Source organism: Burkholderia pseudomultivorans, assembly GCF_001718415.1.
In the GTDB taxonomy this organism is placed as follows: Bacteria; Pseudomonadota; Gammaproteobacteria; order Burkholderiales; family Burkholderiaceae; genus Burkholderia; species Burkholderia pseudomultivorans_A.
In genome coordinates, this window is record NZ_CP013377.1 from 1,532,325 (window position 1) to 1,555,063 (window position 22,739).

A 22,739-nucleotide genomic window follows, 5' to 3' on the forward strand; every position below is an offset into this window, starting at 1 on the left:
TCAGTCAGCTTGCCGGCTTAGCGGCCCAAAAGTTGCCCGTCCCTCCGCTCATTCCCGTCGAATTTTTTCAAGGCCCGCTCGATAGCTCGTCACCTTGAACTCGGGGAACCGTTGCTTGAACTTCGTGGAATCGAACAGGTTGTCTTGTTCGTAACGGGGCAGAAGCTCCCTGATTTCACGTACTTGAGGGGAGAAGACACCCGCCACCCAAAAGGCCCACTTTCCGACGATCGAATAGGCGGCCTTTTGTCCGAATGCCTGGCTCGCCATGTCGACGAACTCGCGGTATGTCGGGCGATCGTCGCAGCAGGGCAGATGCCAGGTTTGCCCGAACGCGTCCGGCGTGTTGCCGAGTACCGCGAGTGCGCGGCTCGCGTCGGGCGTCCAGATGAGCGTGCGCCGCGTGTCGTCGCGCAACGGCACCTTCGGCTTCTTGCCTTCCTTGAGCCTGTCGATGACCAGTGCGTTCGTGAAGCTCTGCGTCTTGCCCGGGCCATAGAATTCCGGGGCGCGGCCGATCAGCACCGGAATGTCGCCGCGTGCCATCTCTTCGAGCACCATCGAGGCCATCGCTGCGCGCACCTTGCCTTTGCGGCCCACCGGCGCGAACTGTGTCGACTCCGTCTGCAGCCGGTTGTCCTGCGGGTACATGTAGGTGTTGTCGAAATAGGCGAACCTGGCGCCTTCCGCCCGGCACGCATCCAGCGCGTTCTTCAACATGACCGGAAACTGTTTCTCCCACAGCTCGGTGTCCGGCGGCAGGCCGGCCGTGAAGTAGACGATGTCGCTGCCTTTCACCGCCTCGGCGGTCTGGCGCGCATCAAGCAGGTTGGCCGACACCAGCGTATCGGTCGCGTTGACCTTGCGCGGATTGCGGCTCACGAGGCGTATGTCGGCCGTATCGCTGCGCCGCAGTTCCCGGGCCAGTTCGGTTGCTATCTGGCCGTTCGCCCCTAATATCGTTTGCATGTCCTTTGCCTTTGCGACTTTGTCTCAATGACGACAAGCAAGAGGCTAACCTTGAAGGGAACTTTAAGGTCAAGGGGACGGCTTCGGTTGCCGGGTTCATCTCGCGGCGGTTTTGCAAAAGCGGTTATCAACGGTCTTCGCAATGTGCGCGTGCTCGCCGATGCTGTCCAGCGAGAAGTCTACGATGCCCCGATCGCAGTCAGGTTTCGACGCAGTCGTTCGGCAAGAAACACCCAAGCCGCCTGTTGCGCACCTGTCCGTTTCGAACTTTCGTGGGCGGTGAGCCAAAGCGTCAAATAGTGCTTCCGGGCATCCGGTGAAACTCTCTTGAGTCCGGGTTCCCGGTCGGCGAGCATGCACCATAGAGGCGCGATGCCGCCGCCAGACAAGACCGCACTGCGAAGCGCGTCCCACGAATTGACCTTTGTGCTCACGCGAGCACCGTCTGGCGCGTAGTCCTTGAGCCAGTCGACAAACGGCTTGGGAATATCGTCTCCCCAACCGATCCACGTTTCCTGTGCGTCCGAACCACAATACCCGACAGCACGGTAGACAGCGATCTCTACTTCGCCGAGGGGCACGCTGTCGACCCTGGACGGCGGCTCGTACGATACGCAGATTCCCATATCCGCACGTCGTTCCAATACCTGTGTGAGCGGATCACTGACATTGCTCACCTCGATATTCACGAAGGGATTCTGCTGGTGAAACGCGACGATGTCCGAGATGAAGATGTCGCCAAGGGAGGCCGACATTGCGAGTCGAACAGTTCCTTCGACACCGCCTAGCGTTCGCTGCATGACTGCTGCCAAAACGCTTGCTTCCTGCTCCATCTGAGACGCGACTGCAAGCACTGCGCGTCCAGCGGGGGTGGGTTGGAACCCGCTGTCGTCCAGCACAAAAAGCTGACATCCGATGGTTTTCTCCAGGACATCGACTCTCCGGCTGACCGTGGTTCGGTCCACGCTGAGCGCCTTTCCAGCTGCCAAGTACGAACCGGATTTTGCGACGGCGAGGAAATAGCGCAGGTCGTCCCATTTAACCGCGCCGGGTGTGCGTTTTTGCATGTTGGAGTGCAAATAAACTCATTTTCTTGAGGTTCGGCGTTCTCTAGACTCTTGTCTCAGTGTATCGCAGCGTCAGGCTCACCTTCAAATTTTCCCCTAATCAAATCGGATCAAAAGATGGCCAATTACGCAAGAATCATTTCGCAAATGCCGACTCGCTATGCTCGCGGTTGGCATTTCACTAGAACCAGTTCGTGATGCATTTCGCGATGAAAGTCCGTGCTGTTCCGGCGCTTTCGTTCTCCGAGAGTCAGAGCAAGTAAAGGAGGGGACGTGTCTGAAGATTTTTTCTCTGGAAAATATCCGCGAGGATGGTTCGCAGTACTATTCTCGGACGAGATCAAGGTCGGCGAGATCAAGTCGCTGAGCTACTTCGGCAACGAGTATGTCGCGTTTCGGGGTGAGAACGGCATCGTGTCGATCCTCGACGCATTCTGTCCGCATCTGGGCGCCCATCTTGGCGACGGCCGCTGTGTGGGTGACACGATCGTCTGCCCGTTTCACGAATGGAAGTTCTCGCAGACTGGCGCCTGCGTCGACGTTCCGTATGCCAAACGCATACCCATTAAGGCAAAGGAGGGTGCTCTTGCTTCCTACCGGGTGCGCGAAGTCAACCAGATCGTTCATATGTGGTTCGATCCGGCGGGCGGCCCTCCGACGTGGGAGCTACCGGTGGATCCGGCCATGAATGGGCAGCAAGGGTGGACCGGATGGTATTTCAAGCGTTGGCGGGTGCGGACCCAGGGCAAGGAGATTATCGAGAATCTGGTGGACGCGCCGCACTTCACGTATGTCCACGGATCGCCGATCGAAGAGATCGCCGTGAATTTCGAAGGTCACGTCGCGTCGCAGCGATCGAAGATTGGCGGCCACCCGACGCTCGGGCAGACACTCATGACGGAAGCGACCTATTACGGGCCCGCGGTGATGCATGTCTCGATGGACGGGACGTACGCGAGCAAGCAGGTGAACATTCATACGCCTGTCGATACTGAATATGTGGACGTCTGCTACGGCATAAAGATTCAACGGGATCCGAGTCTTCCGGATACCGACGAAATCGCGCGGCAGTATGCACAGTTCGCGCACGACGCTTTCGACCAGGACGTGGTGTTATGGCGCAGGAAGATCTACAGAACGGCGCCGCTGCTATGCGACGGTGACGGGCCTCTGTTTCAGTTGCGCGACTGGTATCGGCAGTTCTTCACGGATACTCCCGTGACGACCTGAGGCGGCGCATTCGAGATGCTGTAGATCGCTCCCGGAGAATCAAACCGGTCTGCGACGGCCCGTACACCACGCATCAATGGTTGACGGGCTGTTTGCTTTTGCTGCGACGGTGATTCTCAAGCGGCGCTGGCGACGCAGCGGTTTCGCGGACGCCGGCGATCGTCATCCCCGCGCGCACCACGCTGCGTTGCAAGGCCGAGCCGTTGGCAAGCGGTGTCGGGTATATTCGGCAGGTTCTCCATCATCAAGGTAGCCATCGAATGGAATCGCGACGCAAGGTAGTGGGCGTGGTCGCGCCTGCGGGCGTGCCCGATCCGGAAGGCATCGCGCGTGGCATTGCGCTCGTCGAAAGTTGGGGCTTCGAGGTCAGGGCGGGCGCGCATCTCGGCAGCCGTTACCGCTATTTCGCCGGTACCGCCGAGGAGCGCGCGGACGACCTGCGGCGCGCCCTGATGGATCCGTCGATCGAGATCGTGTGGCTCGCGCGCGGGGGATTCGGTTGCGCGCATCTGCTTGAGCACTTGCCCGACGAGATCGCAACGCCAAAGACGATCATCGGATTTTCCGACGCAACGTCACTGTTCTGCGCACTCGCGGATCGGCCCGGCCTGCGTTTGCTGCATGGTCCGACATTTCACAGTCTGGCGACCAAGGTCGACGACGCGACGCGCGCCGACATTCGTGCTGTGCTGAGCGGCGACGAACGCGCCGCGTTGAGTCTGCGGCATTTGTCCGGCGCCCCTGGTGCAGTGCGGGGACGTTTGTGCGGCGGCAACGTGACGGTACTCGCGAGCGTCGCGGGTACGCGCTGGTCGCTTCGCTCACGCGACGCGATCGTACTGCTGGAGGACGTGACGGAGTTCGGCTACCGGCTCGACCGCAGCCTGACGCAACTGCGTCTGAGCGGCGCGTTCGACGGAGCCCGTGCGTTCGTGCTCGGGCAATTCACGCGCTGCCCGATCCCGGACGGCGCGGATTTCACGCTCGAGCAGATGCTTGTCGACGTGCTGGGCGGCTTCGGCCTGCCGATCTATTCGGGTCTGCCGATCGGACATGAACACCGCAACATCACTTGGCAATACGGCAACCAGGCTGCCATCGAGAACAGCGCGATCCGGTTCGTCGTGTAGCGTCGAATCCAGAAGGACAGGAACGCGCATTCAAAGCCGGCTGTCCCGGGCACAGGCGCAAGGGCTGATGCCCGGTCGAATACCGGAAGAGTCTCGGAATTGAGGCATATACCGGTCCAGGATTTTTGCCGTCCCGCGGCCAATCCAGCCGTTCGGCCGCACGCCACGGCTTGAGCTTGCCGTCGGCTACATCCTGAATGACCTTGAATCGGTCCAGTTCCCGCATCGTCATGGTGATCGTCCCAGTCACGTTCATCGCCGGCGCTCCCTGAGGGGTGTTGGCGATCAACCTACAAGCCAAAACACGACATTTTTATTTAGCGGAAACACGACATCTGAACTTGGGACCTACATCCATGTCGAGGCCAGATTCAAATGTCTGCTTGTTGGCTCAATAGAAATGTCCGGCTTTGTGGTGTGTTTTCTGTCTCTCCGCAGTTGACCGATGAGTGTCAGGAAGGCGGCATTTGAACTGGCAGGGCGCTTACGGCCGGTCAGCGTGCTCGCGCGGACCGCCGAGTTGGTGTGTCTCGCGTACTTGAGGCGAGAGGCTTAGCATGGCCGCTTCGACGTCCGTTTGCGTGAATGAGCGTTGTTTCCTGGTACCGGGTAACGGTGCCGCGGTGCGCACTGGAACGCCACGGGCGATCCCGAGATCCGCCGGTTATCGCGTTGCGCCTGAATCGCCTGAGCGAGCTGCAATACGTGCCTGAGCCGCTTATGCTCGATCACCGCGCCCTGATCGATCTCCGAGAGTCTGTCGTAACGAACATAGGGCAGGGCAGCACCGTCGGCCCGTAGTTCGATCCGCCCGTCCGGATACTCCCAAACCTCGATATACCGGTGGACTAAGCTGCGGTTGGCCGGCGTGTCCTCCAGCAGGTAGATCACCCGGTCGTACTGCACCGTCAGTGATTTCGTTACGCAACGCGTTTCGCGCCAGGTCAACAGGGTGTCCAGATTCTCATCGTCCCGCAGCGGCCGGTGTGCATCGAAGTCGCTGCGCGGCGACTTTGCGAACCGAGCGTTATAGGCGGCGATGAAGGCGGGCGCATACGCGTTGGCGTCCGCCACCGTGCTGATCCCGCGCAATCGTAGCTCCTTGACCAATCGGTCCTGCAGCGTCAGGTGCGCACGCTCGACACGCCCTTTGGCCGAACTGCTGTTCGCGCAGAACGTGTCGATGTTCAGTTCGTACATCGCTCGACCAAAATGCGTCACGCCTTTGCCTGGCGTCGCAGTATGGCCTTTACAGTAGAACATGCTGGCCTTGTCGCTATAGAACGCCACTGGCTTGCCATGGCGCACAAGGTAAGAACGCGTCGCCTCAAAGTAACTGAAAGTCGACTCCGTCTGCGTAAAGTGCAGCATCATGAGCCGGCTCGTTGCGTCGTCGACGTACACCAGCAGCGTACATTGCGGCGCTCGTTGCTCGAACCATGGATGCTCGCTGCCATCGATCTGCACCAGTTCACCCAGGCATGCGCGCCGCGCCCGCGGTTGGTAAACCTTCGGCGGACGTTGTTTGCGCGGAATCCATAGCCCGGCGTCATACATCCAGCGCCGCACCGTCTCCTTGCCAAGCCGGATGCCGTGGCATTCGTACAGCTTCTCGCAGGCCAACGTCGGACCAAAATCGGCGTAATGCTCCCGCACCAGTGCCATAGCCCGCGCGCGCAAATCAATCGGTAACGCCCGATTGCTTGGCATCCCGCGTTTGACCGATACCAGGCCAGCTACACCTGCCGCCTCATATCGTCGGCACAGCCGGCTGATCTGCCGTGCACTGAGCTGCAATCGCTCAGCCGCCTGACCACACCTCAGGCGCCCCTCGACGACTGCCTCGATGACCTTGACCCGTTCGAGTTCGCGCATGCTTGCCGTGACTAGTTCACGTCCGTTCATGTTGGGCTCCCGGCGATGCCAGCACGTAGCATGGCACGGGCTCAGGAGCCGGGATCAGACATTTCTAACGAGCTCAAACCGGACATTACTAAAAAGCTCTAACATCCAATCCGACGATAATTCACGTTATGTAAAATAAAATATTCTATTGGGCGACATCATTTCCCCCGACAACGGCGCCCAACAAACCACCCACAAGCAACGCACGCGCCGCACGAACCGCGACGCGTGCGTGCAATCACACGCCCCGTCAGACCGCCATCACCGTCACCGACTTCGTGACGAGATACGGCTCGAGCGCTTCCGGCCCGCCTTCCGACCCGTAGCCGGAATCCTTCACGCCGCCAAACGGCATTTCCGGCCACGGCGTTGCCGGCTGGTTGATCCACAGCATCCCGACCTCGAGGCGCTGCGTCAGCAGGTGCACGTTCGCGAACGAACGCGTGAACGCGTAGCCGGCCAGCCCGTACGGCAGGCGGTTGGCTTCGGCGATCGCGTCTTCCAGTTTGTCGAAGCCGCGGATCGCGGCGACCGGGCCGAACGGCTCGTTGTTGAACACGTCCGCTTCGAGCGGCACGTTCGCGAGTACGGTCGGCGCGAAGAAGTTGCCTTCCGAGCCGATCCGCTCGCCGCCCGTCTCGACGCTCGCGCCGACCTTGCGCGCGTTGTCGACGACCGACGCCATCGCGGTGAGCCGGCGCGGATTGGCGAGCGCGCCGAGCGTCGTGCCTTCTTCGAGGCCGTTGCCGACCTTCAGCCCTTCCGCATGCTTGACGAGCGCGCGCGTGAATTCGTCGCGGATGCTGTTGTGCACGAGGAAGCGCGTCGGCGAGATGCAGACCTGCCCGGCGTTGCGGAATTTCGCGCCGCCGGCCGCCTTTACCGCGAGCGCGACGTCGGCGTCCTCGGCGACGATCACCGGCGCATGCCCGCCGAGCTCCATCGTCGCGCGTTTCATGTGCTGCCCGGCGAGCGCGGCGAGCTGCTTGCCGACCGGCGTCGAGCCGGTGAACGTCACCTTGCGGATCACCGGATGCGGGATCAGGTACGACGAGATTTCAGCCGGGTCGCCATAGACGAGGCCGATCACGCCGGCCGGCACGCCGGCATCGACGAAGGCGCGCAGCAGCGCGGCCGGCGACGCCGGGGTCTCCTCCGGCGCCTTCACGAGGAACGAGCAGCCCGTCGCGAGCGCGGCGCTCAGCTTGCGCACGACCTGGTTGACCGGGAAGTTCCACGGCGTGAACGCCGCGACCGGGCCGACCGGCTCCTTCACGACCGTCTGCTGCGCGCCGAGGTTGCGCGGCGGCACGATCCGGCCGTATACGCGCCGGCCTTCGTCGGCGAACCATTCGATGATGTCGGCCGCCGACAGCACTTCGATGCGCGCTTCGGCGAGCGGCTTGCCCTGCTCCTGCGTCATCAGCTGCGCGATCGCGTCGGCGCGTTCGCGCACCAGCGCGGCCGCCTTGCGCATCGTCGCCGCGCGCTCGTGCGCGGGCACCTTGCGCCATGCTTCGAAACCGCGCTGTGCGGCGGCGAGCGCGCGATCGAGATCGGCGATGCCCGCGTGGGCGACCTTGCCGATCACCTTGCCGGTCGCCGGGTTCATGACGTCGATCGTCTTGCCGCTCGCGGCGTCGACCCACTCGCCGTCGATCAGGAGTTGCGTATCCGTATAAGTCACGTTAGCCATCCAGACACCTCTGCTTTGCGTCGAAAAAGCGCGCCGTCGCGAACGAAGGCACGCCGGTTATCGGGAACGCCGCCGGCGCACCAGGTGCGCGGCGGCGTACGGTGCGGGCGTATCGCCCGCGGTGCTCCGGTTCTCGCGTCGCGCGCGGCGCGCGAGCGCGGTCACGGGGCGTCACGCGAGTCCGACATCGTCGCCGGACTGCGGCCCGTTGTCCATCTTTCGGCAGGCCGATCCTCACTGCGCGGCCGCCGTCGCCTTGCGCAGCTTCGCGACCTCGGCCGCCTGCACCGCCGGCGCGCCGTTGTTCCAGCCGGCCCGCATGAAGGTCAGCACGTCGGCAATCTGCCGGTCGTTCAGCTGGTTCGAGAACGCCGGCATCGGATACGCGGACGGCACGCCGCCGATCACGAGCGTGTCGCTGCCGTTCAACGTCACGTTGATCAGCGACGATGCATCGCGCTCCAGCACGTTCGGATTGCCGGCGAGCGGCGCAAGCAGCGGCGCGTAGCCTTGTCCGTTCGCGCCGTGGCAATGCAGGCAGTATGCGTTATACACCTTCGCGCCCGGATCGTTCGCCGGCCGGCCGAGCACCACCTGCGTCGCCTTCGGGTCATACTGGTACGGCGGCGCGCCCGTGCCGCCCGCCGCGGGCAGCGTTTTCAGGTAGCGCGCGATCGCGCCGAGATCGTCGTCGGTCAGCGCCTGCGTGCTGTGGTTGATCACGCCGACCATCGACCCGAACGCGGTCGCATGCCGGTTCGCGCCGGTTTTCAGGAACTGCGCGACGTCGGCCTCGTTCCAGCGGCCAAGCCCGGTGTTGTGCTCGCCCGTCAGGTTCGACGCGAACCAGTTGTCGATCGCGGCGCCCGACAGGAACGCCGCGCCGCTTTCGTCGAGCGCCTTCTCCTGGAAGCCGACGCCGCGCGGCGTATGGCACGACCCGCAGTGCCCGAGCCCCTGCACGAGGTACGCGCCGCGATTCCACGTCGCGTCCTTGAACGGCTTGTCCGCGTAAGGCGTCGTGTCGAGGAACACCATGTTCCACAGCGTGAGCGGCCAGCGCATGTTCAGCGGCCAGGGGATGTCGGACGGCCGGTTCGCCTGCTTTACCGGTTCGACGCCGTGCATGAAGTAGGCATAGAGCGCCTTCACGTCGTCGTCCTTCAGCTTCGCATACGACGGATACGGCATCGCCGGATACAGATGATGGCCGTCCTTCGCGACGCCTGCGCGCAGCGCGCTCGAGAACTCGGCTTCGGTATAGCGTCCGATGCCGGTATCCGGGTCGGGCGTGATGTTGGTCGTATAGATCGCGCCCATCGGCGTGACCATCTTCAGGCCGCCGGCGAACGGCGTGCCGCGCGGCGCGGTGTGGCACGCGACGCAGTCGCCGGCCTTCGCGAGATAGGCGCCGCGCGCGACGAGCGCGGCGTCGGGTGTCGCTGCGTGCGCAAGCGTGCCGGCCGCCAGCGCGCAGGCGCCGGCGAGCACGGCCAGCGATGCATGAAGCGCACGGGCGGCGCGAGTCTGAGCGAGATTTTGCATGGTTCGTGTCCTCCGCATCAGGCCGTCTTCAGCTGGTTGCCGACCGGCAGCTTGCGCAGCCGCTTGCCGGTCGCCGCGAAGATCGCGTTCGCTACCGCCGCCGCCGTCGCGGCCGTGCCGGGCTCGCCGATCCCGCCCGGCGCCTCGCCGCTCTTCACGAGATGCACCTCGATCGGCGGCGTCTCGTTGATCCGCAGCATCCGGTAGTCGGTGAAGTTGCTCTGCATCACGCGGCCGTTCTCGATCGTGATCTCGCCGTACAACGCGCCGGTGATCCCGAAGATGATGCCGCCCTGCACCTGCGCCTCGATCGTGTTCGGGTTGACGAACATCCCGCAGTCGACCGCGCAGACGACGCGCTTGACCTGCACCTCGCCGTCGTCGACCGCGACGTCGACGACGATCGAGAAGAAGCTGCCGAACGCATGCATCACCGACACGCCGCGCCCCTGCCCCTTCGGCAGCGCGCTGCCCCAGCCGGCCGCCTTCGTCGCGACGTCGAGCACGTTGCGTGCGCGCGGCGTCTTGTCGAGCAGCGCACGGCGATACTGCACGGGATCGGTCTTGGTCTGCGCGGCCAGCTCGTCGATGAAGCTCTCGACGACGAAGGTGCCGCGCGTCGGGCCGACGCCGCGCCAGAACGCGGTCGGCACGTGGCGCGGCTCCTGGCGCACGTAGTCGACGAGCTGGTTCGGCAGGTCGTACGGCAATTCGGCCGCGACCTCGACCGCGTCGGGATCGACGCCGTCCTTGAACGCGGGCGGCGCGAAACGCGCCATGATCGACGAGCCGACGATCCGGTGCTGCCACGCGATCGGCTTGCCGTTCGCATCGAGGCCGGCCGAGATCCGGTCGTGGTAGCACGGCCGGTACATGTCGTGCTGCACGTCTTCCTCGCGCGTCCAGACGACCTTCACCGGCGCGCCGACCTGTTTGCCGATCTTCACGGCCTGGCCGATCATGTCCGTCTCGAGCCGCCGGCCGAATCCGCCGCCGAGCAGATGGTTGTGCACGACGATTCGATCCGGCGACAGGCCCGTGAGCCGTTGCACGGTATCGCGCGCCCGCGTCGGCACCTGCGTGCCGACCCAGATCTCGCAGCCGTCGCCGCGCACGTGCACCGTGCAGTTCACGGGCTCCATCGTCGCGTGCGCGAGCAGCGGCTGCTCGTACACCGCGTCGACGCGCGTCTTCGCGTCCGCGAACGCCTTCGCGACGTCGCCGTCCTTGCGCGCGACCGCGCCCTTGCCGTTCGCCGCCGCCTGCGCGAGATCCGCGAAAAGGTCCTTCGTCGATACCTTCGCGCCCGCGCCCTCGTTCCACTTCACGACGAGCGCCGATGCGCCGCGCTTGGCCGCCCAGGTGTGATCGCCGACCACCGCGACCGCATCGTCGACGCGCACGACCTGGCGCACGCCGGGGATCCGCTTCGCGGCCGTATCGTCGACGCTCGCGACCGTGCCGCCGAACACCGGACTGTTCACGATCACCGCGTAGAGCATGCCCGGCAGGCGCACGTCGAGCCCGAACTGCGCGGTGCCGTCGACCTTCTCCGGCGAATCGAGCCGCTTCGCGGGCGTGCCGATCAGCTTGAAGTCGGCCGGCTTCTTCAGCGCGACGTCGGCCGGCACCGGCAGCTTCGCCGCGGCGTCGGCAAGCTGCCCGTACGATGCGCGCCGGCCGCTCGGCGGATGCTGCACCTCGCCGTTCTCCGCGCGACAGCTCGCCGGAACGACATTCCATTGCTTCGCGGCCGCCGCGACCAGCAGCGTGCGCGCGGTCGCGCCTGCACGACGCAGCGGTTCCCACGCGTAGCGCACCGATGTCGAGCCGCCGGTCAGCTGGCCGCCCAGCAGCGGATCGAGGAACAGCTTCTCGTTCGGCGGCGCATGGTCGAGCGTGACGCTCGACAGCGGCACCTCGAGCTCCTCGGCGATCAGCATCGGCAGCGCCGTATAGACGCCCTGCCCCATCTCGACCTTCGGCATCACCAGCGTGACCTTGCCGGTGCGATCGATCTGCACGAATGCGTTCGGCGCGAATACGCCGGCCGGTGCCGGTTCGGCGGCGTCGCCGCCGATCACCGAGCGTCGTGCATCGTCGCCCGCCGCCGGCACGCTGAAGCCGAGCAGCAGCCCGCCTCCCGCAGCGGCGCCGAGCGACACGCCGAGCCGGAGAAACGAACGGCGCGACACGCCCGCGCCGGCCCGACCTGCTTCGATCAGTCCTCGCGACATATCAGGCCCCCTTCGCGGCTTGCTTTACGGCCGCGCGAATCCGGTGATAGGTGCCGCAGCGGCAGATGTTGCCGGCCATCGCGGCGTCGATGTCGGCGTCGCTCGGGTTCGGGTTCGACGCGATCAGCGCGGTGGCCGTCATCACCTGTCCCGACTGGCAGTAGCCGCACTGCACGACGTCGAGTTCGCGCCATGCCTGCTGGACCTTCTGGCCGGCCGACGTGGCCCCGATCGCCTCGATCGTCGTGATTTTCCGGCCGGCGACGGCCGCGACCGGCAGCACGCACGAGCGCGCGGCGACGCCGTCGAGATGCACGGTGCACGCGCCGCATTGCGCGATCCCGCAGCCGAACTTCGTGCCGGTCAGGCCGACGAGATCGCGCAGGACCCAGAGCAGCGGCATGTCGTCGGGGGCGTCGACCGTACGGGTCTCGCCGTTGATGTTGAGGGTAAGCATTCAGCCTCCGGGGCCGGGGTATTGGGGGAAGCGGCGCGACCGGCGCGCCGTGTCGTCGTCGCCGCCGCACGCTGCGCGACGGCTGCTGCGGGCGGCCCGGGCGAAAGCGGGCCGCTGCTCGGTTACTCGATTACTCGGCCACGTCGATGCCGGACAGCACCTTGATCACGGGCGGCGCGGCAAACCAGTCTGCGGACTTGTCGCGGAACGCGACGAAGTATGCGCTGGCGAGATGCGCATCGAATGCCGCCTGGTCGTCGTAGATCTCGAACAGATGCAGGTTCGGCGAGTCGCCGGCTTCGCGGAACAGGTCGTAGCGGCGGTTGCCGGGCTCGGCGCGCGTCTTGCCGACCATGCTGCGCAATTCGGCCTCGACGGCCTGCGCGTGCTCGGGTTTCGGGAACAACGAGGCCATCACGTAAAGCGCCATGGTTTCACTCCTTTCGAAACGGAATCGAGAATCGCACATGCGGCGTCGCGCGACGCCGGCATGCGGCACAGGCTGGGCGGATCACGCCAGCTCGTCCGGGCCCACGCGTACGACGACCTTGCCGAAGTTCTTGCCGGCGAGCAGGCCGATCAGCGCGGCCGGCGCATCGGCCAGATCGGGAATCACGTCTTCGCGCGCCTTCACCTTGCCCTGCGCGACCCATTCGCTCATGTCCTTCAGGAACGGCGCATAACCGGTCGCATAGTGATCGAGGATGATGAAACCCTCCATCCGGATGCGCTTGCGCAGGATCGTGCCGACCAGCGCCGGCAGGCGGTCGGGGCCGGCCGGCGGCGCGGTGTCGTTGTAGTGCGCGATGATGCCGCACACGGGCACGCGCGCATGGTCGTTGAGCAGCGGCCACACCGCATCGAATACGGCGCCGCCGACGTTCTCGAAATAGACGTCGATGCCGCTCGGGCAGGCGTCCTTCAGCTTGCCCGCAAACGCCGGATCACGATGGTCGACGCACGCGTCGAAGCCGAGCGTGTCGGTCACATACGCGCATTTGTCCGCGCCGCCCGCGACGCCGACCACGCGACAGCCCTTCAGCTTCGCGATCTGCCCGACGACGGCGCCGACCGCGCCGCTCGCCGCCGCGACGACCACGGTTTCGCCCGCCTTCGGCTCGCCGATCTTCAGCAATCCGGTGTAGGCGGTGAACCCGGGCATGCCGAGCACGCCGAGCGCATACGACGGATGCGCGAAGTCGCGGCCGAGCGGAATCAGGTCGCGTCCATCGGACAGCGCATAGTCCTGCCAGCCGCCGCCCGCGACGACCAGATCGCCTTCGCGGAACGCCGGCAGGTTCGACGACACGACGCGGCTGACCGTGCCGCCGACCATCACCTGGCCGAGTTCGACCGATGCGGCATAGGACGGCGCGTCGCTCATGCGGCCGCGCATGTAAGGATCGAGCGACAGCCAGACCGTGCGCAGCAGCACCTGCCCCGCGCCGGGCACCGGCACGTCGCCGGTTTCGGTGCGGAAGTCGTTCGTGGTGGGCGCGCCGACCGGGCGCGAGTTCAGGACGATGCGGCGGTTTACAGTCTTGCTTTGCGGCATGTGAGCCTCCGTCAACGGGAAATTCAACGAGGAATGCGTGTGCGGGCACACGATTCGGTCAGGGATGGACGACAGGTGCGGCGTGCGCGCCGGCCGGCGCAGCGACGGCGAAGTCGCGCTGCCCGCACGCACGCAGGTGAAGCAATCGGAACGGCGATAGAGTCTGCGTCATAAGTAGACCAGTCGTCTAGTATCGGGGTAAAAACAAGGCGCGCCGATGCGCGCCTGATTTATGACTGCGCTCCGTCATGCCCGGACGGCGCCAGGTTCAGCATTCGCCGTGTTGCGGCCATCGCGGTTTCGAGCGGCTTGCGGTTGCGGTGGATCTTTTCCAGCAGCGTCGCGCCGAGCCACAGCTCGTAAAGCAGCGCGGCCGTCTGCGGCGGATCGTCGATGCCGCTCAGCGAGCCGTCGGCCAGCCCGGCGTCGATGCCGCCCGCGATCCGCTCGACGATCTGGCTCGTGCCGCGCCGCAGGACGGCGCGCATCGCTTCGGACAGATCTGAGACCTCCGCGCCGAGCTTCACCGCGAGACACTTGCCTTCGGGATCGTCCGCGCACTGCGTATGCAGCCAGTTGCTCCAGTACGTCATCAGCCGCTCGGCGCCCGTGCCGCCCTGATGCCGGAGCAGCTTGTCGAGATGCGCGAGATAGCCCTCGAAATACGACTCCAGCAGCGCTTCGCCGAATGCTTCCTTCGAACCGAAGTAATGGTAGAACGAGCCCTTCGGGATGCCCGCCGCGGCGAGTATCTCGTTCAGACCGACCGCCGAGAACCCCTTGTGGAGCATGATCGGCTTCGCGATGTTCAGGATGTGCTGGCGGACTTCCGCGCCCGAAGATGCATTCATGATGGCGTATGGTAGCAGCGATTAGACCGGTCGTCTAATGACGTCGGCCCGGCAGGTTGAGCGGCACTTTACCCGATTCGCGCGGGGCGGCCGGGAGGATGCGGGGCCGTCGCCTGTTGTAGTGCGTCTCAGGCGGATTTCGGCGTGCGCCGTTTCCCGACCGGCTTGGCAGGACGCAGGCCTGCCGATGGCCGGACGGCCGCGCGGCGCACCGGCGCTCGCGCCGCGGAGGCGCGTTCGGCACGCAACGCATCGAGTTCGGCGACGCTGGCCGCGTGGGCTGCGCGCGCGCCGTCGAGCTGTCCTTCCAGCATGCCGCAGCGGTGCTGCATGTCGGCGAGTTGCGCCTGCAGCGTGGCGGTGTCCTTGCGGTATTGCGCATCGCGTTGTTCGGCGCGCGCGGTCGCTGCGTCGAATTCCTTTTGCAGTCGCGCGGTCGCGAGCCGTTCGCGGTCGATCTCCTGCAGCGCCCGCTTTTCCGATGCGCGCAAGCGCTCTTCCGCCCGGCTCGCATCGTCGCGCAGCCGGTCGAGTTGCGCGCTGAAATCCGCGCGGGCCTGCGCGAGCGCGCGGTCGCCCTCCGCATTGTCGGCCTTCAGACGCTCGATTTCCGCTTGCTGTGCGCGCCGCGACGCTTCGTCCGCCGCCCGCTCCTGCTGGAGTTCCTGGATTCGCACCTGCGCGGCAAGCAGCGCGGCCGTGCGCTGCTCCAGCGCGGTTTCGGTGCGCGCCAGCTCCGCCTGCAAGGCGGCAACCTCGGCCCGGGCTGTCGCGCGCTCCGCCTCGACGTCGGCGCGCAGCGCGTCGAGCGCCGATGCCGCGTCGGCGGTTGAGCGGCTCCACAGCGCGGCGACGAGTTCGCCTGCGGCGGCCTGCAGGTCGGCCGGCAAATCCGGATGCTCGATGCGCACGCGGCTCTTTTCCCGCAGCTCCGCCCAGAATTCGCCGAGCACGGCCGTCGGCGTACTCATGCTGCCCTTGCGGACGAGCTGGTACAGGCGGTTGGCGGTGGGCGTGACGCCGAAGCGGAAGAACAGCAGCGCGCAGACCTCGCGGTAGAGCTCGCGCGTTTTCGGGAAGGCGGCCTTGAGACGCTCGATTTCGGCGGTCAGGCGGGGTTCGTCGGCGGCAAGGTCGGACATGGCTGGGTTCGAGAGAATTTCGTAAATAATATAACGTAAACCGTTAAATATCCAATTCTTGCGATTCGGCGATTTGACATTATTTCTATAATGTTGAGATTTTGAGCGGACGAGCGTTATCGATCGCACGACGCGATGCCAGGAAGGATGCGTCGTCGTGGTTCGCCGAACTTCCCCCGCCCCGCCACACCCGCTCGATCCGGCCACCACCACCCCTTGCTAAGGTTCCGATAAGGCTGCGTCCCTAGACTGCATGGCACCGCACGCTCCTGGAGCCGCCCCATGCCCCCCGCTGTCGCTCGCCCTGCTGCACGCTGGTTCAACAAGGTGCCCGAGATCACGCTCGCTTTCTGGGTCATCAAGATCATGTCGACCACGGTCGGCGAAACCTGCGCCGACTATCTCGCGGTCAACGCGGGCTGGGGTCAGGGTTTGACGCGCGGGCTGATGATGTCGCTGCTCGCGATCGCGCTCGTGCTGCAGCTGCGCACGCGCCGGTATACGCCATGGATCTACTGGCTCACGGTCGTCCTCGTGAGCATCGTCGGGACGCAGATCACCGACCTGCTGACCGACGGGCTCGGCGTCAGCCTCTATGTCAGCACGGGCGTATTCGCGGTCGCGCTCGCCGCGATCTTCGCGATCTGGTATCGGGTCGAGCACACGCTGTCGATCGATGCGATCGACTCGCCGAAGCGCGAGCTGTTCTACTGGGCCGCGATCCTCTGCACGTTCGCGCTGGGCACCGCTGCCGGCGATCTCGCGACCGAAGCGCTCGGGCTCGGCTTCTCGCTCGGCGCCGTCGTATTCGGCGTGCTGCTCGCCCTCGTCTACGTCGCGTGGAGCAGCGGCGTCAGCGCGGTGCTGACGTTCTGGATCGCGTACATCCTCACGCGACCGTTCGGCGCGTCGCTCGGCGACCTGCTCACGCAGTCGCGCAGCTACGGCGGATTCGGCCTGGGCGCCGCGATGACGAGCGTGTTATTCCTGTCCGTGATCGTCGCGCTGGTCGCTGTCGCGCAGTTCAGTGCCAGCAGTCGGGCGCGCGAAGAATCAGCCAAATGACCTGCTTGTCCCGCTCATAACCGAATCGAGACTCTTTCATGCGCTATCCGACCATGCTTTCCCGCCTGCTCGTTGCCTGTTCCGCGTGCGCCGCGCTTGCCGCCGCGGCCGGTTGCTCGAAGCAGGCCGACAGTGCCGTCGCCGCGACTGCTTCCGCGCCCGCGATTGCGGCCGCTCCCGCGCAGGCGTCGAAACTCGGCGATCTCTCCCGGTTCCGCACGATTGCCGCCGACGTTTCCGCGCGGGTCGCGAAGGGCGATCTGGCCGGCGGCAAGGCGCGCATCAAGGATCTGGAAGTGGCGTGGGACGAAGCCGAAGCGGGCCTCAAGCCGCGCGCGGCGGACGACTGGCACGTACTCGACAAGGCGATCGACCGCGCGCTCGAAGCGCTGCGCGCCGATCATCCGACGCAGGCCGACTGCTCGACTGCGATGCGCGATCTTCTGGGGGTATTCGACAAGCTTGCGGGCAAGTCGGCTTGAAGCCGAGGAGCGGCGCCCCTCCTTCGGGTCGAGTTGACCGTCGCGGTTGGGCGGTCGGCTCGGGTAGCCGATCGTTATTCGCGCGCTCGTTCGTTCCGCCATGCGTGCGCGCAGCGGTCACCCTGCGGCAGCGTGGCCATCGGAAGTGTCACGAACCTTCATGAGTCTTCGGCCGCAGTCCGGCGTATTCGTGGCGGACTTGCCGCGAGCGGCGAACAGCCCGATCGTCCGGCGACAACAGGTGCCGTTTGCGCCGCGCAGCGGCGATTGGAATCACATCCTTAAATTTCAAGCATAGATAGAATTTAAATCTATCCAAACCCCAATCCGAAGTTGACTTTGGAGTATTTTTCCCCGGATCCGGACGTATCATTTCTCGCATTCCAGCAGGCATGTGAAAGACGAAAGAAATGAGCGAGAACGACAAGCTGCATTACCTCGACTATGCGGCCACCACCCCGGCGGATCCCCGCGTGATCGCGTCGATGGCCGATTGTCTCGGCGCCGACGGCGTGTTCGGCAATCCGGCATCGAGTTCCCACGCGGCCGGCCGGATCGCGCGGGAAAAAGTCGAACGGGCGCGTGCGCAGGTCGCCGCACTGATCGGCGCGGCGGCGGACGAGATCGTCTGGACGTCCGGGGCGACCGAATCCAACAACCTCGCGCTCAAGGGCTATGCCGATGCGGCAGCCGGAAAGCCGCATCTGATCACGAGCAGCATCGAACACAAGGCGATTCTCGACACGATGGCGAGCCTGTCGAAGCGCGGCTTCCCGGTGACCTGCGTGACGCCCACCGCCGACGGCGAGATCACGGTCGAAGCCGTGGCAGGCGCGATGCGCGCCGACACCGGCCTGGTGTCGCTGATGCTCGTGAACAACGAAATCGGCACGCTGACCAACATCCGCGAGATCAGCCGGATCGTCCACGCGGCCGGCGCACTGCTCCACGTCGACGCCGCGCAGGCGCTCGGCAAGACGCCCATCGACGTGCGCGCGCTCGGCATCGACATGATGTCGATGTCGGCGCACAAGGTTTACGGCCCGAAGGGCATCGGCGCGTTGTTCGTACGTCGCGAGATCGCCGACCGGATCGCACCGCAAATGCACGGCGGCGGACACGAGCGCGGACTGCGTTCCGGCACGCTCGCGACTCACCAGATCGTCGGGATGGGAACCGCGTGCGAACTGGCAGCTGAATCGCTCGAACGCGAAACGGCACGGACCGAGGCGCTCGCCGCGCGACTGGCGAATGCAGTGCTCGCGCTCGGCGACGTGACGCAGAATGCCCGCGCCGCGCAGCGGATTCCCCATACGCTGAGCCTGACCGTGACCGCGCCCGGCTTCTTTCCGTTCATGCTCGGCGACGGGCTCGCGGTGTCGTCGACGTCGGCGTGCAATTCGGCCGCCGGCGCGCCGTCGCACGTGCTGACCGCGCTCGGGCTGGACGCGGATGCGGCCGCCCGGACCGTGCGCATCAGCATCGGCCGTTTTACGACCGAACAGGACATCGACTTCGCCGTCGACTGCTTCCGCCGCGCGATCGAACAATGCCGGTCGACCGCGTCGAACGGCTTCGCCGCGTCGCGCCAGATCGCGACGGACGACCTGAAGGCGATTCGCAGCGCCGGTTTTCGCGCCATCCTCTGCAACCGGCCCGATGGCGAAAGCGCCGACCAGCCGGCCTTCGCCGAGATTGCCGCGGCCGCGCGGGCGCTGGGCCTCGACGCGCGATACCTGCCGGTCGACGGCGCCCGCATCGGCGACGCGGAAATCGACGCCTTCGGTGCGATGCTCGAAGCGCTGCCCAAACCGGTGCTCGCCTACTGCGGCAGCGGCAAGCGCTCCGCAACGCTGTGGAGCCGCTTGCTCGCGCGTCGTGCCGTGACGGCATGAGGGCGGCTTCCATTCGAACCGGAAGGCGTGCCGGCTGCCGCCTCATGCCATGTTGACCTCGCTGATTCTCGGCAGCCTTGTCGGCGCGGTGCTCGGCATGACGGGCGCCGGCGGCGGCATCCTGGCCGTGCCGGCACTGGTGGCCGGCATGGGATGGTCGATGCAGCAGGCGACGCCGGTCGCGTTGATCGCGGTAGCCGGAAGTGCGGCGATCGGCACGGCGGAAGCGTGGCGCCGCCGGCTCGTGCGCTATCGCGCGGCGCTCGTGATGACGGCGGCGGGCATGCCGATGACGTCGCTCGGCGTGCGGCTCGCGCATCGGCTGCCGCAGCGTCTGCTGATGCTGATGTTCGCGCTCGTGATGCTGGTCGTCGCGATCCGTCTGCTTCGGCAGGCCGCGCGCGGCGCAATCGTTTCGACGGAATCGCGCTGGTGTGTCGCCCGCATCGATCCCGATTCCGGACGCATCGCGTGGAACCCGCTCTCGGCGCTCTCGCTCGCCGCGACCGGCGCATTGACAGGGCTGATGACGGGATTGCTGGGTGTCGGCGGCGGATTCATCATCGTGCCGATGCTGCGCAAGCTGACCAATATCACGATGCACGGCATCGTCGCGACGTCGCTGATGGTCATTGCGCTGGTCGGCATCGGCGGGATTGCGTCGACGATGCTGCAAGGCGCCGCGCCGCCGCTCGAATTCACCGCGTTATTTACCGTCACCACCGCGCTCGGCATGGTCACGGGGCGAATGGTTGCCCGGAAATTATCGGTCCGCCATATTCAGATGGGTTTTGCCGGCATTCTGGTTCTGATCGCGGTCGGAATGGCCGTCAAGGCGATCGTCGGCGGTTGACAGGCTGATAATCGGGGCGTCCTGAAAAGATGATTTTGGCAAACCGTTGTCGGCGATCCGCCTTATCGCGACACCCGGCCCGAATCAGGGTGGCGTCGTGCACGCGACCGTGACCGGGCCGTTCCGTGCCGGCGTCAGCCGAGATTGTCGACTTTGAGGCGGTAAAGCGTATAAATCAAGAAAACGACCACGACCGTGCCGAATATCGCAATCTGGCGGATGATGCGCGCCCGTTTCTCATTGGGAGTCACCAAGGCTCTCCTGTTTATGATGGGGTAAAGGTATATCGCCGATCGTCCGGCACGTGGATTATGCTGCGCGATATCGGAATGCCCGAGATACTGCCGGTCGATCGCAGCCGTTTATATCAGATAGGCGGTCGAGACGACAATCGAAAAATCCCAGCGGCGATTTTCATTTTCGGTGTTTCTTTGCGAATCCGGCCGAAGCACAAAGGTATCCGTTACGACAGGGCGACATTATCGAACCGATGAAAACCTGTCGACCGTGTGATCGATCGCCCTCCCGCGCCACCATTCGTCTGTCATTTGCTTGCAACCGCTACCCGGTAGCGTGCGAGTCTGGCTTCCGCTCTCGACAGACAAATCCGCCATGCAGCGCCCGCCGCGCGTCCCGTCCCCGCTCTACGCAGCCACGTCCCGCGCCCTCGCCGTCAGCCTCGCGATCAACCTGCTGTTGCTCGCCGTCGAGGCGATCGCCGCCGCGGCCGCGCACTCGTCCGGCCTGCTCGCGGATGTCGTGCACGCAGCGATCGATCTCGCGGCGGACGCGCTGATCCTCGTCGCGTGCCGTCTCGATGCGCGCCTGCCGCCGGAGCGACGCCCGACTTTCGAGCCGGTCGCGCTCGCAGGACTCGGTGCACTGCTCGTCGCGACCGGCGTGCAGATGATCTGGCAGGCGGCGAATCGCTTCGATGCGTCGCCCGCCGTGCAGCCGGGCGCGGCCACGCTCGCGCTGGTCGCTGTCACGCTCGTCGGCAAGGCTGCGCTGTCGCGCTGGATGCTGCGCAAGGCGCGCGAAACGGGCTCCGCGCTGCTCGAGGCGAGCGGCTGGCACGTGCGCACCGATGCGCTGTCGGCGTTGCTCGCCGCGCTGGCGATGAGCGCGGCGCTGGTCGGTCTCGGCCGTCTCGACGAGATTGCCGCACTCGCGATCGGCGCGATCGTGATCCGGACCGGCGCCGGTTTCGTCCTGCGCGGCGGCGCGCAGTGGCCGTGGCCGGCCGCATGGATCCGTCGCTCCACACGCGGATCGTAACGGTGCGCGGCAACGACGCGCGGCCCGCACCGTCCGGCGCCGCCCGGGCGGCCGCTCAGCCCAGCGGCACGACGCTGCCGAGCAGGATGCGCACGAGCGTCGCCTGACGCGTGACGCCCGTCTTCGAGAAGATCGCGCGCAAATGCGTACGCGCGGTGTTCTTGCTGATACCCGATTCCTCCGCCGCTTCCTCGAGTGTCAGCCCGTTGGTCAGCAGCAGCGCGAGCGACGTTTCGGCGGGCGTCAGATCGAACAGCTTGCGAATGATTTCCTGCGCGCCTTGCGGCTTGCGGTCGGGGTCGCGCAGGAACAGCGTGACGGCCGGCCGCCGCTTGTTGTCCTCCGACCAGTCGGACAGCAGCACCGTGCGCACCAGCAGCCCGAGGCGCGGCTTGTCGAAGCTGCGCGTGATCGGCATCGCCTCGACGATCGCCGCGGCCGTGCCGTGGTGCCCCATCACCGCATGACGGATCAGCCGCTTCAGCGTGCGGTTCTCCTGCGCGTCGGTCGCCTCGATCGTGCCGCGCGCGACCGTCAGTCCGTTGCCCTGCTTGAGGATTTCGTCGGCGACGCTGTTCATGTCGATGATCGTGCCGTTCTCGTCGAGCGTGATCGTGCCGATCTGCATCCGGTTGATCGCGTTTGCATAGATCGAGCGCTCGACCTCGGCCGTGTCGAGCCGCGAATGCAGTTCGACCGCGCGCTTCAGATGCGGCAGCAGCAGCGCGCAGACCGCCTTGTCGCGTGCGGAAAACTGCTTCGACGCATGGTTGCGGCACACGCGGAAGCGGCATTCGACGCCCGACGGCGTGCGCAGGTCCGCACCGAGGATGTAGCGCACGTCCTGCGGCTTCAGGAACTGCTTGTACAGTTCGCTCGACAGCCAGCCCGTATCGCCGAACACCTCGTCGACGGTCACCATGCGATCGGCCGGCAGGCCGACGAACGGATCGAGCGAATAGTAGTAGTTGTTGTAGGACGCCTCGCCGTCGCCCGGCACGACCGGGCCGAACTCCGACGCGTGCACGGACAGCGGCGCGCGGCGGTCGCTCGCGGCCGCGCGCAGGATCAGCGTCACGTAGTTGGCCTGCAGCAAGCGGCGAATCAGTTCGAGCGCCCCCGCCCACGGCGGCGTTTCCAGCGGCCCCTGGTAGATCAGCGCCATCAGCTCGCTGAAATCCGCGACGCCGATATCGGCCTCGTCGCTGCTTGCCTGGCTCTCTTGCGGAGCCCATCTTGTCTCCATCAGCACGCTCCATCCTCCATGCGACTGTTTCCGGTGTGATTCCAGTGCGTCGCCGTGATTAAGACGCGTCTTAATTCCGGCGTCATCGGTAGATTCACTGAACAGTGAGCTTTGGCCATCCGGCGGCGCGCACCAT

Annotated in this window: 18 protein-coding genes and 1 pseudogene; 7 read left to right on the top strand and 12 right to left on the bottom strand. The window is 65.6% G+C overall.

The window, feature by feature from the left end; all coding sequences use genetic code 11:
• Nucleotides 1-48: 48 nt before the first annotated feature.
• Both WS57_RS06460 and WS57_RS06465 read right to left on the bottom strand, forming a co-directional pair.
• A complete protein-coding gene (locus tag WS57_RS06460) occupies nt 49-969 on the bottom strand; it encodes an SDR family oxidoreductase (RefSeq protein WP_069243911.1) in 921 nt (306 codons plus the stop codon).
• 179 nt (nt 970-1,148) lie between these two features.
• The gene (locus WS57_RS06465; protein ID WP_069243912.1) at nt 1,149-2,036 is read right to left on the bottom strand and encodes a LysR family transcriptional regulator; all 888 of its coding nucleotides are present in this window, start codon (nt 2,034-2,036) and stop codon (nt 1,149-1,151) included.
• Nucleotides 2,037-2,309: 273 nt separating this feature from the next.
• Between WS57_RS06465 and WS57_RS06470 the strand changes: the two genes are divergently transcribed.
• Both WS57_RS06470 and WS57_RS06475 read left to right on the top strand, forming a co-directional pair.
• Nucleotides 2,310-3,266 carry a Rieske 2Fe-2S domain-containing protein gene (locus tag WS57_RS06470; protein ID WP_069243913.1) on the top strand — a complete coding sequence of 319 codons (957 nt, stop codon included), beginning with the start codon at nt 2,310-2,312 and terminating at the stop codon, nt 3,264-3,266.
• A 260-nt stretch (nt 3,267-3,526) separates the two neighbouring features.
• Nucleotides 3,527-4,396, top strand: a complete 870-nt coding sequence (locus WS57_RS06475; RefSeq protein ID WP_069243914.1) for an LD-carboxypeptidase — start codon at nt 3,527-3,529, stop codon at nt 4,394-4,396.
• 484 nt (nt 4,397-4,880) lie between these two features.
• Here WS57_RS06475 and WS57_RS06480 read toward each other — a convergent pair.
• From WS57_RS06480 to WS57_RS06520, 9 genes and pseudogenes are all read right to left on the bottom strand, one after another.
• A pseudogene (locus WS57_RS06480) lies at nt 4,881-6,301 on the bottom strand (ISNCY family transposase).
• A 250-nt stretch (nt 6,302-6,551) separates the two neighbouring features.
• Nucleotides 6,552-7,997 (bottom strand): NAD-dependent succinate-semialdehyde dehydrogenase, encoded by a 1,446-nt coding sequence (locus WS57_RS06485; RefSeq protein WP_009690093.1) that lies wholly within the window; start codon nt 7,995-7,997, stop codon nt 6,552-6,554.
• Between the two features lie 234 nt (nt 7,998-8,231).
• Nucleotides 8,232-9,542, bottom strand: coding sequence for a cytochrome c (locus WS57_RS06490; RefSeq protein WP_069243915.1), 1,311 nt, complete (start codon nt 9,540-9,542; stop codon nt 8,232-8,234).
• Nucleotides 9,543-9,559: 17 nt separating this feature from the next.
• Nucleotides 9,560-11,779, bottom strand: coding sequence for a xanthine dehydrogenase family protein molybdopterin-binding subunit (locus WS57_RS06495; protein WP_069243916.1), 2,220 nt, complete (start codon nt 11,777-11,779; stop codon nt 9,560-9,562).
• 1 nt (nt 11,780) lies between these two features.
• Entirely contained in the window at nt 11,781-12,236 is a 456-nt protein-coding gene (locus tag WS57_RS06500) for a (2Fe-2S)-binding protein (RefSeq protein WP_059515489.1), read from the bottom strand.
• 130 nt (nt 12,237-12,366) lie between these two features.
• A complete protein-coding gene (locus WS57_RS06505; protein WP_040129210.1) occupies nt 12,367-12,666 on the bottom strand; it encodes a putative quinol monooxygenase in 300 nt (99 codons plus the stop codon).
• Between the two features lie 81 nt (nt 12,667-12,747).
• Nucleotides 12,748-13,791, bottom strand: coding sequence for an NADP-dependent oxidoreductase (locus tag WS57_RS06510; RefSeq protein ID WP_069243917.1), 1,044 nt, complete (start codon nt 13,789-13,791; stop codon nt 12,748-12,750).
• A gap of 230 nt (nt 13,792-14,021) precedes the next feature.
• Nucleotides 14,022-14,642, bottom strand: coding sequence for a TetR/AcrR family transcriptional regulator (locus tag WS57_RS06515; protein WP_040129212.1), 621 nt, complete (start codon nt 14,640-14,642; stop codon nt 14,022-14,024).
• 128 nt (nt 14,643-14,770) lie between these two features.
• Nucleotides 14,771-15,784 (bottom strand): DNA-binding protein, encoded by a 1,014-nt coding sequence (locus WS57_RS06520; protein WP_069243918.1) that lies wholly within the window; start codon nt 15,782-15,784, stop codon nt 14,771-14,773.
• 282 nt (nt 15,785-16,066) lie between these two features.
• Here WS57_RS06520 and WS57_RS06525 point away from each other — a divergent pair, with 282 nt between their 5' ends.
• The 5 genes from WS57_RS06525 to WS57_RS06545 all read left to right on the top strand — a co-directional run bounded on the left by WS57_RS06525 (nt 16,067) and on the right by WS57_RS06545 (nt 21,357).
• The gene (locus WS57_RS06525; protein ID WP_059602866.1) at nt 16,067-16,849 is read left to right on the top strand and encodes a hypothetical protein; all 783 of its coding nucleotides are present in this window, start codon (nt 16,067-16,069) and stop codon (nt 16,847-16,849) included.
• Between the two features lie 38 nt (nt 16,850-16,887).
• Nucleotides 16,888-17,331, top strand: a complete 444-nt coding sequence (locus WS57_RS06530; RefSeq protein ID WP_059602869.1) for a hypothetical protein — start codon at nt 16,888-16,890, stop codon at nt 17,329-17,331.
• Nucleotides 17,332-17,741: 410 nt separating this feature from the next.
• Complete coding sequence (locus WS57_RS06535; RefSeq protein WP_059602872.1) at nt 17,742-19,226, top strand: aminotransferase class V-fold PLP-dependent enzyme; 1,485 nt, start codon at nt 17,742-17,744, stop codon at nt 19,224-19,226.
• A gap of 49 nt (nt 19,227-19,275) precedes the next feature.
• Nucleotides 19,276-20,079, top strand: a complete 804-nt coding sequence (locus tag WS57_RS06540) for a sulfite exporter TauE/SafE family protein (RefSeq protein WP_069243919.1) — start codon at nt 19,276-19,278, stop codon at nt 20,077-20,079.
• Between the two features lie 612 nt (nt 20,080-20,691).
• A complete protein-coding gene (locus WS57_RS06545; protein WP_069243920.1) occupies nt 20,692-21,357 on the top strand; it encodes a cation diffusion facilitator family transporter in 666 nt (221 codons plus the stop codon).
• Between the two features lie 55 nt (nt 21,358-21,412).
• On the opposite strand, the gene WS57_RS06550 is transcribed toward WS57_RS06545, so the two are convergent.
• Nucleotides 21,413-22,603 carry a helix-turn-helix transcriptional regulator gene (locus WS57_RS06550; RefSeq protein WP_009690763.1) on the bottom strand — a complete coding sequence of 397 codons (1,191 nt, stop codon included), beginning with the start codon at nt 22,601-22,603 and terminating at the stop codon, nt 21,413-21,415.
• Nucleotides 22,604-22,739: the final 136 nt, after the last annotated feature.